Here is a 13,066-nt window from a genome sequence, read left to right on the forward strand (position 1 = left end):
TGTCTTCTCCCGTTGGCCAGGGCGCCTGCAGGCTCTGGCGAGCTTGGCGTCCTTTTTGCCGTCACGGCATCGGCGTGGTCAGGGCTTTTCCTATACACTATGGCGCCGTATCGTGACGATGCCATCGGCATCATGTTCTGGTCAGTGTGGTGAGGTGAGTCTTGGTCGATCCTCTTAGGGCCTGGTGGGCGCAGCAGCTCGTGCTGTGCGGCTGGGCATTCGAACCCGATCCGTCCTCGGTGGATGCCGATCTGGCATTGGCGCGGCTTCGCCTGCTCGAAGTGCGCGACCGAGGGGAACTGGGATGGCGACTGCTCGAGGCATGCGGGCCGGGACGCCCCGACCCGCTGAGTCTGCTGCAGGCGCTGGAACTGGTGGCGCTGGCCGGTGCCGCCGGCTGGTTGCCGGCGACACGCACCGATGCCTGGCGGATGACGCTGATCCGACACGTCCATGACCATTATCCTTCGCTTGACGCCTGGCTGGAGGATCTCCGACATGCGCGCAGTGAACAGGGTTGGTTACAGGGAGACGATGGATTTTTCGAGGCCTGCGAGGCGCTGGCGCAACTCGAGCGTGACGAGGAGGGTATCACCTGGGAAAGGCTGGGCAATGTCCTGCACGATCACACCGGTGCGTCCCGCGACGGGGCGTTATGGCCGGAGGCTCCCGATGAGATCATCTGGCGCGCGCGCGCCTCGTTTGCTCCGGTCATGGCGTTTCCCGCGGCGGAGTCGCTCGACTGGCCGGAGGTGCGTGGCTGGCTGGCGGAAGTCTGGTCGATTCACGATCGCGATGAGCTGATTCGCATCCTGTTGTGGCTGGCCGGTCAGGGGCATCGTTACGGCTGGGATCTGGACGCCTCGCGTCTGCTCGCGCGCGGGCGTGAGGCGCGCGAGACGTGGCTGGCCGAACTCGACGAAGAGAATACCTACGGTGAGGTGCTGCTGGGGTTCCTGCGCCAGGGCGAGCCGCTGGAGTGGGCAGCCTGGGACTGGCTGCGCCTGGTGGATCTGGCCTACGCCGGCCATGTGGCGGGCTGGCTCGGATCGGAGGAGGCAAGCCACTTCGCGGCACATGGCGTCGATCTGCTGAGCCGGCGCTACAGCGACTGGACGGCGCTCGCCCAGGCCTACCAACGTGGCCGAAGCCTGTTCGAGGGGCGCGATCACCTGACGAGTTTCAATCAGGACTGGGCGCTGCTGCTGCATTCATCGGTCAGTCCCTGGCGTCGGCCGCTGGCCGAATTGCTCGACGAGTCGACCCGGGAGGCGAGCCGCCATGCCATTCGTGCCTGGCGCGCCGACCCCTGGCACTGGGTGCTGGCCCTGGCCTCGATCCGCGAGCCGGATCTGCTCTATCGCCAGGGCGTGCCACCGCTACTCGATGATACGCGTCAGGAGGATGCGCGGCGCTATCTCGACGAAGTGCTCGGCATGGAGCCGGGACGGCAGGGAGAAGCCCTGGCGCGCTGCTGGCTACCGGCGCAGGCCCACCATCTCAACCAACTGGCTGCCGATGCCGCTCACGGAGCGCTGCCAGAGCCGGCGACACTCTTCGGGCGCCCCCAGCCCGGTGCACTGCTGATTCGCGATGCCCTCAAGACCTGCGCCCGGCATGCGGCCACCATCTACATGGCCGAGAAGTACGCCTTCCACCTCCTGATGGCGGCCGACAGCGGCCATGTCGAGGCTTCCGCCTCGGCATCTCTAGCCAAGGCGCTGCGCGATGCCCTCAGCCACTTCTATGCCGACTCCCGACGTCTGCTGGAGGCCTGGATTGCGTGGGAGAGCGCTCTGCCCGAGAGCGAGGGTGAAGGAGATTCCCTGGCCTACGAGATCCGCTGGCATGCCGAGGACATGGGCAGCCTTTTTCACTGGCTGGACTGGCATCACGGCGACTGGAAGGAGCCGGGTGCACGTATGTCGCTGCCGCGTTTCACCGCGCTGGCGCTGGCTGGCCCTCTCAACGCCGCCATCTGGAGCGAGCCCGTGCCGGAATCGGGGCGGGAGAGCGACGAGGTTCGCCACTGGCTGGATGCCCATTATGGCCTGCATTCGCCGGAGTCGTTGCACGAGTTCCTCGATTTCCTCGTCGAGGCGGGAGATCGCCAGGAATATCAGATCAATTACGCGCCCTATACACTGAACGCGGCACGCCTGGCGGAGGAGATCGCGATCCTCGAGTCCGGCGAGTGCGATGAGGAGGCTCGCAACCATCTGCTGCGTTTGCAGCGGGTGCGTGACAACGACGCAGGCTGCAACGAGCACGACATGACCGCCTGGGACGTGGCTCAGGTGGTGGATCTGGCCACCGCCGGGCGCCAGGTGGGCTGGTTGTCCCGGGAGCGATTCGAGGCCTACCTGGAAGCCTCGGTGAAACTCGCCCAGGCCCACTACGGGGACTGGCGCGAATATGCGCGCGGGCTCTATACGGGGTATGCCTTCTTCATGGGCGAGACGCCGGATCGGGAGAGTTTCCTGGCCAGTTTCCGTGAAGCCCTGATCGGCTGGCTGACGGGAGCGCCGCCGCTGTCGGGGCCCTGGTCGAGTCTCGATTTTCCTGGCGCGCGGCCACGCCATTGGGCTCCGGTGCATATCGACACGCTGCCAGGGGATGCTCGCACGCTGCATTGAGCCTGACGCTGCGAGCCCGGGCCTTGCGTGAGCGTCAGCGTTGAGAGCGGCGTGTCGCCGGCGATATGCCGGATGGCTATCATGCCGCTTGTGCGGTGGCGTTTGCCGCCGCCTGGGGGATGGGTATTCCATAACAGGCCGCTTTGGCGGTGGCGCCGGGTGCGTCACCTCCACAGCGACCCTCCTCGCGCTCATGCCGTCTGGCCATCATCGAGATGCCGCCAGATGCTGGCGGTTGCGTGCGAGGCACATCGAGAGCGAGAGGGCGCTTTTGCATGCGTCAATGGATGGCATTGAGCCTGGGACTGGCCGTTCTGATGGCCGGTTGCTCGGCGACTCCCCGCCAGGGACAGGTATCCCGAGACGAACTCAGCTACTATGCGATCGAGCTGCCTTCGCTGACCGCTTCCGCTCCTTCCGACAGGCGTGCTGCGCGGCGCTTGCGCGATGCCCCGCAGCCATCTCCCGCTCTGATCCGCCAGGCCCTGCTCGCCGAGCATCGACGCTGGGTGGGAACGCCCTACGTGCTGGGCGGCGACAGCCGCCGGGGCATCGACTGTTCAGCGCTGGTTCAGCGAGTCTACCAGGAGGCGTTTCTGTACGAGCTGCCACGCACCACGGAGGCGCAGCAGTACGAGGGCCGACGCATCGGACGTGACGAGCTGGCCCCGGGCGATCTGATATTCTTTCACTCTCCCGGACGCTACCGCCACGTCGGTATCTACGTCGGCCAAGGCCTCTTTCTGCACGCCTCGACCTCGCAGGGGGTCAAGCTTTCGCGTCTCGACAACGCCTACTGGAGCCGTAACTACCGTCAGGCCCGACGCCCGATGGAGCGCACCGAGCTGGCGCAGCGGGCCGTGCTGGCGCATGAGGGATGAGGGGTCGGTTGCCGTGTCATGATCCGGCTGCCGGTCGTTACTACGAGGAGTCCCGCGAGGGGGGCTTGGCGGCAAGGGCATCGATCGGGCTGTGTGCCAGGGCAAAGTCGACGAAGGCCCGTTCGGCGCGTGACAGGTAACCGCCTCGGATCCAGGCCAGGGCCAGATCCAGCCAGGCGGGAGGGTCGAAGGAGACGGCGACCAGTGCCTCTTCATCCACGACCCGGCGCAGGAAGGTGGTGATGCCGAAGCCCTGACGCACGATGGCCTTGGTCAGGGGAATCAGGTTGGACTGGAAGGCGATTCTTGGCGGACGCTCCAGCTGCCGGCTCAGCCGGTCGATGAATTCGCGATGAAAATAGCCATCCTGAAACACCACCAGCTCTTCATCGAAGAAAGCCTGGGAAGTCACCGACCGGCACCGGGCGAAGGGATGCTCGCGCGGTACGCACACGACCATCTCCTCGCGCAGGAAGTGCCGGGTTTCCAGACGTTCGGCGTGACTGTCGCCCACCACCACGCCGAGGTCCAGCTCGCCTGAGAGAATCATCTCCTGCAAGCGACGGGTGCCGGCTTCGATCACTGTCAGGCGGATGCCGGGATGGCGCGCCTTGAATCCCATCAGCAGCGGCGGGAAATAGTAGGAGCCCAGCATCGAAGGAATGCCGATGCGCACTTCTCCCTTGACCAGATCATGCAGCTCGCGCATGGCCAGATGTGCCGCATCGGCGCGCTCGAGCAGGGCACGCGCATGCTCCAGCAGGGCTTCGCCTTCCGGTGTCAGGGCGATGCGTCGCTCATGCCGGTGGAACAGGTTGAGCTCCAGGCGGGACTCCAGCGTGGCGATCGTCTGGCTGACGGCGGACTGGGCGACATGCAGTTCACGTGCGGCGGCGGTGAAGCCGCCATGGTCGGCTACGGCGAGAAAGCAGCGCAGGGCGCGTAGATCGAAGGGCAAGGCCATAAGCAATTCCGATGGCTGGCATCTTGATGTTCTATTTGGCTTATTTTACCCGATGCTCAATCATGTCGCCTCTACAGGAGGAACGAAATGATCGAGGCCCACAGCCGTGCTTGGTGGCGGGCGACCCTGGCGCTGTGCCTGGGGTCGTTCATCACCTTCGTCAACCTTTACGCGGCGCAGCCGCTGTTGCCGGAGCTGCGTGCGACGTTCGGCATATCGACCCTGGCGGCCGGCAGTGCGGTTTCGGTATCGACCCTGACCCTGGCGGCGGCCCTGCTGCTGTTCGGACCGCTGTCGGATGCCATCGGTCGGGCGATGATCATGCGCGTGACGCTGGTGCTCGCCGCCGGCTGCTCATTGGCATTGGCGTTCAGCCCCGACTTCACGACGTTCTTGGTCCTGCGCGCCCTGCAGGGCTTCGTGCTGGGCGGGCTACCGGCGGTCGCCATCGCCTGGATGGGAGACGAGTTCGACAAGCGGGCCCTGATGCTGGCGGTGGGGCTGTACATCAGCGCCAACTCGCTGGGCGGCATCGGTGGTCGGGTCATCGGCGGTGTCGTCGCCGAGCACTGGGGCTGGCAGGCAAGCTTCGTCGCCGTGGCGGCGTTGAGCGCCCTGTGTGTGGCGGCGTTCTGGTGGGCTCTGCCGCCGGCGCGGCAGTTCTCGCCCTCACGACCCCACGTCGGCCAGGCGCTGCGCGATCTGGCAGCCCATCTGCGCAATCCCTACCTGATCGGCGCCTATCTGATAGGCGGGTTCAACTTCTTCATCTTCATCAATCAGTACAGCTACATCACCTTCCGCCTGAGCGATGCGCCGTTCTCACTGTCATCGCAATGGCTGGGACTGATCTTCTTGACCTATCTCGGCGGTACCTTCGGCTCGGCGATGTCCGGGCGGGTTGCGCAGCGATTCTCTCAGCCGGTCTGCATGATGCTGGGCATCGGCATACTGATGGCGGGCTCGCTGGTCACGCTGGGCGCTTCGCTGGCGCTCATCGTCGCTGGCCTCATCGTCAACGCCTTCGGTTTCTTCTTCGCCCATTCGATGGCTTCCAGCTGGGTCAGTCGACACGCCGAGCGGGCTCGGGGCAGTGCCTCGGCACTGTATCTGGTGTTCTACTATCTGGGAGCCAGCTGCGGCGGGTTATATCTCGAGCCGTTCTGGAGCGCCTGGGGGTGGGGCGGTGTCATTGCGGGTTCCTGGCTGGTCCTGGCCGGTACGCTAACGACCGCGTTCTGGTTGTGGAGGCGCAGTCGATAGGCGTCGGCCGGTTGCATTCGTGGCCGTCAATGCCCGGCCGCGTCGCCCCAGACCTCTTTCAGACGTTCGTCACGTCCGCAGCCGGCCCGATAGAAGCGATAGCGTACCGGATTCTTGCGGTAGTAATCCTGATGGTAATCCTCGGCAGCCCAGAACTCGCCGGCCGGCTCGATCTGCGTGGCGATGTTGCGCTCGAAGTGCTGCTTGAGTGCGGCCTTGCTCTGCTCCGCGAGGCGGCGCTGCTCCTCGTCGTGAGTGAAAATCGCGCTGCGGTATTGGCTGCCGGTGTCGCAGAATTGCCGATCCTCGGCGAAGGGATCGATGTTGTGCCAGAACACGTCGAGCAGGGTGGCGTAGTCGATCACGTCGGGATCGTAGACTACCTTTACTGCTTCGGCATGGCCGGTCTGGCCGGCGCTGACCTGCTGATAGCTGGGATTGTCCACATGGCCTCCGGTGTAGCCGGAAGTTGTCGACTTGACGCCGTCGAGCCTGTCATAAGGCGGTTCCATGCACCAGAAACAGCCGCCGGCAAAGGTGGCGACGGCTTCGTCGGCACTGGCGGAATGGGGCAGCCCCGCCAGGGGCAGGAGCGCCAGCAGAACGGGCAGGGTTGAGCGCATGGCAACCTCCTGAGCGCTATCTTGCAGTTGAGGGGTCTTGTCGAAGGATAGTGTCTGGATGGGATGTCGGCAGGTGCCTTGGGGTTCCCTGATGGGATAATCTCCACCTATCTCCAAAGGACGGGGCGTTCCCGTTACACTGCGCAGCGTGAGACGCCTGCAAGGTGATGCGTGGGAGCGTCCCGAAGCGTGCAGCGGCGCCATGGGCAGGGAGGCGGGAGTGATATCCAGGTGGAAGACCGCGCTGGCGGCGGGTATCGTCCTGCTGGTGGCGGTGTATGTCGTCAGCGGTGCGCCTGAGGTGCTCACTCTGGACAGATTGCAGGCCGAGCAGTCTCGCCTTCAGGCATGGCTGGCAGACGAACCCGCGTGGGGAGCGGGCGGCTTCTTTCTGATCTACGTGATCGCGGCGGCGCTCTCCCTGCCTGGAGTGGTGCTGCTGACCTTGCTGGCCGGCGCTCTGTTCGGACTCGTGTGGGGCGTATTGCTGGTCTCGTTCGCCAGCACTCTCGGCGCGACGCTGGCCTTCCTGCTGTCGCGGTGGCTGCTGCGCGGGGTGGTCGAGCGTCGTTTCAGACGCCAGCTCGACTACGTCAACCGCGGGATGGCCCGCGAAGGCGCTTTCTATCTCTTCTCGTTGCGTCTGATTCCGCTGTTTCCCTTTTTCGTGATCAATCTGGTCATGGGGCTGACGCGGATGCGGGTGGGGACCTTCTACTGGGTCAGCCAGCTGGGCATGCTGCCGGGTACGCTGGTCTACGTGAATGCCGGGCGCGAGCTTGGCCAGCTCGAGTCGCTCGGGGACATTCTGTCTCCCTCGCTGATAATCTCATTCGCCCTGCTGGGGCTCTTCCCGCTGCTGTCGCGTCGTATCGTGCGGAGCCTGCGCCGTCGGCGTGCGGCACGCCGCTACTCGCGCCCGAGCCGTTTCGACTACGATATCGTGGTGATTGGTGCCGGTTCGGCGGGACTGGTGGCCAGCTATATCGCGGCCGCGCTCAGGGCACGCGTCGCCCTGGTGGAGCGCGCATCCATGGGCGGCGAGTGCCTCAATACCGGCTGCGTGCCGTCCAAGGCGCTGCTACGCGCGGCGCGCGCGGCAAATGACGTGCGCGACGCCGCGCGCTTCGGCGTGCATGCCCAGGCGCCGTGTGTCGATTTCGCCGCCGTCATGGATCATGTACGCGAATCGATCCGGCGGGTGGCCCCTCATGATAGCCGGGAGCGTTATGAATCCCTGGGCGTCGAGGTCTTCGAAGGACAGGCGTTCCTGCAGACGCCCTGGCGGGTAAGTGTCGGCGAGCGGGCCCTGTCCACCCGGCAGATCATCATCGCCACCGGTGGGCGCCCCCGTATCCCCGAGCTGCCGGGCCTCGAGAACGTCGAATTCCTCACCTCGGAGAACGTCTGGCAACTTGAATCGCTACCGAAACGTCTGGTGATTCTCGGCGCCGGCAATATCGGCTGCGAGTTGGGGCAGGCTTTTGTCCGCCTGGGCAGCGAGGTCACGCTGGTGAGCCACTCCGCGCAGATCCTGCCCCGCGAGAGCGAAGACGTCGCGGATGTCCTTCGACAACGTCTCGAAGCCGAGGGCGCGACGCTTCGCTTGGGCTGGAGGGCCACCCGGGTCGAGACGGACGAGCGGCACGGGCATGCTCTGCTGATCGAGCGGGACGGCGAAGAGATGGCGCTCGGTTTCGACCGGTTGTTGATCGCGGTGGGACGTGTCGCCAATGTCAGCGGCCTGGGACTCGAGGCGTTGGGTATTCCGCTGCGTGACGACGGCACGCTGGAAGTCGACGAGACGCTACGCAGCCTGCAGCCCAACATCTGGGCGTGCGGTGATGTGGCCGGCCCCTATCAGCTGACCCACGCCGGCAGTCATCAGGCCTGGCATGCCGCGGTCAACGCCCTGTTCGGGGCGTTCAAGACGTTCAAGGTCGACTATCGCACCCTGCCGATGGTGACCTATACCCAGCCGGAAGTGGCGCGAGTCGGTTTGTCTGAGCGTGAAGCCCAACGTCAGGGGATTGCCTTCGAAACGACCCGTTTCGAATTCGCCGAACTCGACCGAGCCATAGCCGAGGGTGCGACGGAGGGTTTCGTCAAGGTGCTGACCGTGCCGGGCAAGGGACGAATCCTGGGTGCGACCCTGGTCGGCGAACACGCCGGGGAGCTGCTGACGCCCTTCCTGCTGGCGATGCGGCACGGTCTGGGGCTGAACAAGCTGCTGGGGACGCTATATCCCTATCCGACGCTTTCGGAATCCAGCAGGGCGGTGGCCGGCCTCTGGCGTCAGAGGCACAAGCCGGAGCGCATACTGGCCTGGCTGGCGCGCTATTTTGCCTGGCGCCGCCGCGGGAAGCCCGGTAAGCGTATCTGAACGACGGTGGCCCGATGCATCGTCACGACGTCTCACGACAAGGAAAGCCTGCCATGATTTCATTCTCTCGCTATTCCCGCCTTTGCCACGTGATGGCGGGTTTCCTGCTGCTGGGAGCCGGCTTATCGACGATGCCGGCCAGCGCGGCCTCGGCGGATGAGCTGCGCCAAGCCGATTGGCCGCAGATTCGCCGCGAGGCGAGAGGAGAGGATGTCTACTTCCATGCCTGGGGAGGCAGCGGGCCGATCAATGCCTATATTCGCGATCAGGCTCGCCAGGCGGAAGGGGAGGAGGGGATCCATGTACACCATGTGCGGGTCGAGGACATTGCGCAGAGCGTGGGTACGCTGCTGGCGACCGAGACCGCAGGCCGCGAGGCGGGGAGCATCGATGTACTGTGGCTCAACGGTGAGAACTTCCGGGCGCTGAAGGAACATGACCTGTTGTGGGGGCCGTTCGTCACGTTGCTGCCCAACGCCGCCTATCTCGAGAAGGGCGTCGGTGAGACCGATTTCACGGTGCCCACCGAGGGGCTGGAGGCGCCGTGGGGTCGGGCCCAGCTGACCTTCATGGCGGATACGGCACTGGTCGAGACGCCACCGCGTTCCATGTCGGAGTTTCTCGATTTTGCCAGGGCGCATCCGGGGCGGGTGACCTATCCCCAGCCGCCCAGCTTTCACGGTACGACCTTCCTCAAGCAGGCCTTGCTGGAACTCACCGACACGCCGGCGCTTCTCGCGTCGCCAATTCCCGACCGTCAGACCTTCGAGCAGGTGACCGCGCCCTTGTGGCGTTATCTCGATGCGCTGCATCCCTTGATGTGGGCCCAAGGTGAACGCCAGCCCGACAGTGCCGAGGCGATGGAGCACCTGCTGGCCAACCGCGAGATCTGGCTGGCGCTGACCTTCAATCCCAGCGAGGTCGCCAATGCGCGGGCCGCGGGACGCCTGCCCGCGAGCATCGAGCCTTACCAGCATGAGGCGGGCAGCGTCGGCAATGTCCATTTCCTGGCAATCCCGCGCAGCGCGCCGCACAAGGCCGGTGCGCTGGTATGGATCAACCGGCTGCTGTCGCCCCGGGCCCAGCGGGAAAAGGCCGATCCCGAGACCTGGGGCGACCCGACGGTGCTGGATGTCGACAAGCTGCCTGCCGAGGCTCGCAGGGCCTTTGCGAGATTGGGGCAGATGCCCGGCTATCTGCCCGAGACGCAACGGGCAAAGCTGCTCCCCGAGCCTCATCCGGACTGGACCGATGCGCTGGAGGCTGAGTGGCAGCGACGCTACCGTCAGTGACGCCGGCGCGGCTGGGGTTCTGGTTAGCCCTGGCTCTGCTTCTGGGGCCGGCATTGGTAGGGGGGCTGGGACTTGCTCTGCCCGCCGCCGGTATCCTGCCGGCATTGGGGTTCGAGACATTCTCGCTGGATGCCTGGCGTGCCTGGTGGGCGCTGCCGGGGTTGGCGGCGTCGTTTCGGGTCACGTTGATCAGCGGGGTCGGTGCTACCCTGCTGGCGCTGGGCCTGACATTGGCCTGGCTGCTGGGAGGCGCGGCGGGGCGCAGTTCTCGCAAGGTCGAGCGCCTGCTGCTGCCATTGTTGGCGACACCGCATCTGGCGCTGGCGGTCGGCTTGCTGCTGCTGCTGGCACCCAGTGGCCTGCTGATGCGCTGCGTGGCGCAGGGGTTGGGGTGGGTGGCGCCACCGCTTGCCGGTTTGCCGGACCGGCACGGGGTGACGCTGGCGGTGGGGCTGGCGCTCAAGGAGGCGCCCTTTCTCATGCTGATGGCCCAGGCCGGGCTGACGCGACTGCCCTTGAAGCAGTATCTGGAGACCGGTCGGACCCTGGGATATTCGCCCCCTCAGGTCATGTGGCGTATCGTCTGGCCGTTGCTGGCGCCAGGATTGAAATTGCCGCTGATGGCGGTACTCGCCTACTCGCTGTCGGTGGTGGACGTCGCCCAGGTACTCGGTCCCAGTCTGGCGCCGACACTGGCGGTACGTCTGGTGGAGCTGTGGCGGGATCCGGATCCGGCGATGCGCCTGCCGGCCAGTGTCGGGGCGCTGATGCTGGCCGCTCTTGTCGGCGGGTGTCTGGCGATCGGTGACATGCTGGGACGTATCCTGCAGCCCCCGATGCGGCGCTGGCGCCTCGATGGCCGGCGACGTCCGCGGCGGCTGAGCCGGTTGAGCTGGCGAGGCGGCAGCCTCATGCTGGCAGGGGCGCTCGCGGCGGTGCTCGTCCTGCCGTGGCGGGCCTTTGCCGAGCGCTGGTTCTTTCCGGCGTTGTGGCCTCAGCAATGGGGTGTCGATGCCTGGCGGCAGGGGCTCGAGGGGCTACAGCCGGCACTGGTGAATACGCTGATGCTGGGCGGGGCGTCAGCCAGCCTGGCGCTGGGTCTGGCCATGGCCTGCCTGGAACATGAGCGGGAACGACCGCTGCCCCGCGGCTTCGCGTTGTGGATCTATGTTCCCCTGCTGCTGCCCCAGGCGGGGTTTCTGTTCGGAGTACAGGTCGTCATGCTGGCATGTGGCGTAGCTCCGGGGTGGCCCGGTGTGCTGCTCGGCCATCTGCTGTTCTGCCTGCCCTATGCCTGGTTGACGCTGGCCGGTCCCTGGCGGGGCTTCGACAGCCATCTCGAGCAGGTCGCGCGTCTGCTTGGACGAACGCGTTGGCAGGCGCTGGTTCAGGTCCGTCTGCGCCTGCTGGCAGGACCGTTGGCCATCTCCTGGGCGGTGGCCTTTGCCGTGAGCGTGGCTCAGTATGTGCCGACGGTCATACTGGGTGGCGGAAGGGTCGCGACACTGACTACCGAAACCCTGGCATTGGCGGGAGGCGCCGACCCGAGACTCACCGCGGTGGGCGCTTGCCTGCAGGCGATGCTGCCTCTCGGTGTCTTTGTACTGGCCTACCGAGTCAGGCGCATGGCGAGATAATTCTGGAAGGAGACGCTCATGCTGGACAGATGGACGGGAGCCTGGGTGCAGCCCCCCTTGAGACGGTTGGCAAGACAGCTTGCGCGGCGGGGGCTGACGCCGGTACAGGTCACTCTGGTGGGCTTCGCCGTCGGCATGACCGCCATCCCCCTGCTGGCGTTCGAGATCTATCCTTTGGCGCTGCTGGCGATACTGTTCAATCGCTTGTGCGACGGCCTGGATGGGGCCTTGGCCCGACATGAGTATCGCGCCAGTGATGCGGGAGGGTTTCTCGATATTGGCCTGGATTTCGTCTTCTACGCTGGCGTCGTGCTGGGATTCGCTCTGGCCGAACCGGAGCGAAACGCATTGCCTGCCGCGCTGCTGCTGTTTGCCTTCGTCGGCACGGGCAGCTCGTTTCTCGCCTTCGCCATCATGGCCGCCAAGCATCAACTGACACGCCCGCATTTCCAGCACAAGGCGTTCTATTACCTGGATGGCCTCACCGAAGGCACCGAAACCATTGTGGCCTTCGTGGCCTTCTGTCTCTGGCCGCAGCACTTCCCCTGGCTGGCGGGAACGTTTGCCGCAGCATGCCTGGTGACCACGGCGACACGCTTGTGGGGCGGATACCGGACATTGGTCGGCAGAAGGTGAGGGAAGGAGACGATGAAAAGCGAAGAATAGAGGAGCGAAGAACAGAAGAGGAGGCGTCGCTAAACGAAGGGCGGTGAGCATGAAACAGTGCCTGCGACCGGTTCATCGGTCGCAGGCACTCATCTCAAGGAGATGATACGAAGCGGATCAGTGCTGATGACCGCCTTCGCCATGGACGTGACCATGTTCGACTTCTTCCGGCGAGGCTTCACGGACATCGGTAATCTCGACGTCGAAGTTCAGCGTTTCGCCTGCCAGCGGGTGGTTGCCATCGACGGTGACGGTATCGCCTTCCACCTTGGTGACAGTAACCATCAGCGGGCCGCCCTGAGTCTGCGCCTGAAACTGCATTCCCGGCTGTACGTCGTCAACCCCCTGGAAGGCGTCGCGCGGTACGTCCTGAACCAGGGCAGGCTGATTTTCACCGTAGCCTTCTTCAGGCTTTACGGTGACTTTCAATTTTTCGCCGCTCGCACGTCCTTCCAGTTCCTTCTCCAAGCCCGGAACGATATTACCGGCGCCATGCAGGTACGTCAGCGGCTCACGGCCCTCTGAACTGTCCAGCACCTCACCCGCATCGTTGGTCAGCGTATAGTGGAAGGCGACTACGGAATTCTGGGCAATCTGCATTATCTAGAACCTTTCGGTGTGTGCATGTCCTTTCATGGTAACGTGCTGGTCCTGCCCTGTCAGGGGCGCTGGGGATTTTTCATGCTCTGCACCGGCTGCATGACGTATGTTCAACCTCACC

10 protein-coding genes are annotated in these 13,066 nt (G+C 65.1%); 7 read left to right on the forward strand and 3 right to left on the reverse strand.

The genetic code is table 11. From position 1 onward, the window contains the following. Nucleotides 1-161: 161 nt before the first annotated feature. Both ACYQ12_RS06320 and ACYQ12_RS06325 read left to right on the forward strand, forming a co-directional pair. Nucleotides 162-2,636 (forward strand): DUF1266 domain-containing protein, encoded by a 2,475-nt coding sequence (locus tag ACYQ12_RS06320; RefSeq protein WP_459869217.1) that lies wholly within the window; start codon nucleotides 162-164, stop codon nucleotides 2,634-2,636. Between the two features lie 275 nt (nucleotides 2,637-2,911). After that, nucleotides 2,912-3,517, forward strand: a complete 606-nt coding sequence (locus ACYQ12_RS06325; RefSeq protein ID WP_459869219.1) for a C40 family peptidase — start codon at nucleotides 2,912-2,914, stop codon at nucleotides 3,515-3,517. 40 nt (nucleotides 3,518-3,557) lie between these two features. Here ACYQ12_RS06325 and ACYQ12_RS06330 read toward each other — a convergent pair whose 3' ends face one another. Beyond that, entirely contained in the window at nucleotides 3,558-4,481 is a 924-nt protein-coding gene (locus ACYQ12_RS06330) for a LysR family transcriptional regulator (protein ID WP_459869221.1), read from the reverse strand. 87 nt (nucleotides 4,482-4,568) lie between these two features. On the opposite strand from ACYQ12_RS06330, the gene ACYQ12_RS06335 reads away from it, so the two are divergent. Next, entirely contained in the window at nucleotides 4,569-5,744 is a 1,176-nt protein-coding gene (locus ACYQ12_RS06335) for an MFS transporter (protein ID WP_459869223.1), read from the forward strand. Nucleotides 5,745-5,770: 26 nt separating this feature from the next. Here ACYQ12_RS06335 and msrA read toward each other — a convergent pair whose 3' ends face one another. Further along, nucleotides 5,771-6,367, reverse strand: coding sequence for a peptide-methionine (S)-S-oxide reductase MsrA (gene msrA, locus ACYQ12_RS06340; RefSeq protein ID WP_459869225.1), 597 nt, complete (start codon nucleotides 6,365-6,367; stop codon nucleotides 5,771-5,773). A gap of 223 nt (nucleotides 6,368-6,590) precedes the next feature. On the opposite strand from msrA, the gene ACYQ12_RS06345 reads away from it, so the two are divergent. The 4 genes from ACYQ12_RS06345 to ACYQ12_RS06360 are packed head-to-tail and all read left to right on the forward strand — an operon-like array spanning nucleotide 6,591 to nucleotide 12,315. Then, nucleotides 6,591-8,750 carry a dihydrolipoyl dehydrogenase family protein gene (locus ACYQ12_RS06345; RefSeq protein ID WP_459874471.1) on the forward strand — a complete coding sequence of 720 codons (2,160 nt, stop codon included), beginning with the start codon at nucleotides 6,591-6,593 and terminating at the stop codon, nucleotides 8,748-8,750. A gap of 53 nt (nucleotides 8,751-8,803) precedes the next feature. Next, a complete protein-coding gene (locus ACYQ12_RS06350; protein WP_459869227.1) occupies nucleotides 8,804-10,042 on the forward strand; it encodes an ABC transporter substrate-binding protein in 1,239 nt (412 codons plus the stop codon). Further along, nucleotides 10,018-11,679: an ABC transporter permease gene (locus ACYQ12_RS06355; protein WP_459869229.1), complete on the forward strand. Its 1,662-nt coding sequence runs from the start codon at nucleotides 10,018-10,020 to the stop codon at nucleotides 11,677-11,679. The genes ACYQ12_RS06350 and ACYQ12_RS06355 overlap by 25 nt, the downstream gene beginning before the upstream one ends. Nucleotides 11,680-11,697: 18 nt before the next feature. Beyond that, nucleotides 11,698-12,315, forward strand: a complete 618-nt coding sequence (locus ACYQ12_RS06360; protein WP_459869231.1) for a CDP-alcohol phosphatidyltransferase family protein — start codon at nucleotides 11,698-11,700, stop codon at nucleotides 12,313-12,315. A gap of 147 nt (nucleotides 12,316-12,462) precedes the next feature. On the opposite strand, the gene ACYQ12_RS06365 is transcribed toward ACYQ12_RS06360, so the two are convergent. Then, nucleotides 12,463-12,945, reverse strand: a complete 483-nt coding sequence (locus ACYQ12_RS06365) for an FKBP-type peptidyl-prolyl cis-trans isomerase (protein ID WP_459869233.1) — start codon at nucleotides 12,943-12,945, stop codon at nucleotides 12,463-12,465. Nucleotides 12,946-13,066 lie beyond the last annotated feature (121 nt).

The organism is Halomonas shantousis (assembly GCF_054654615.1).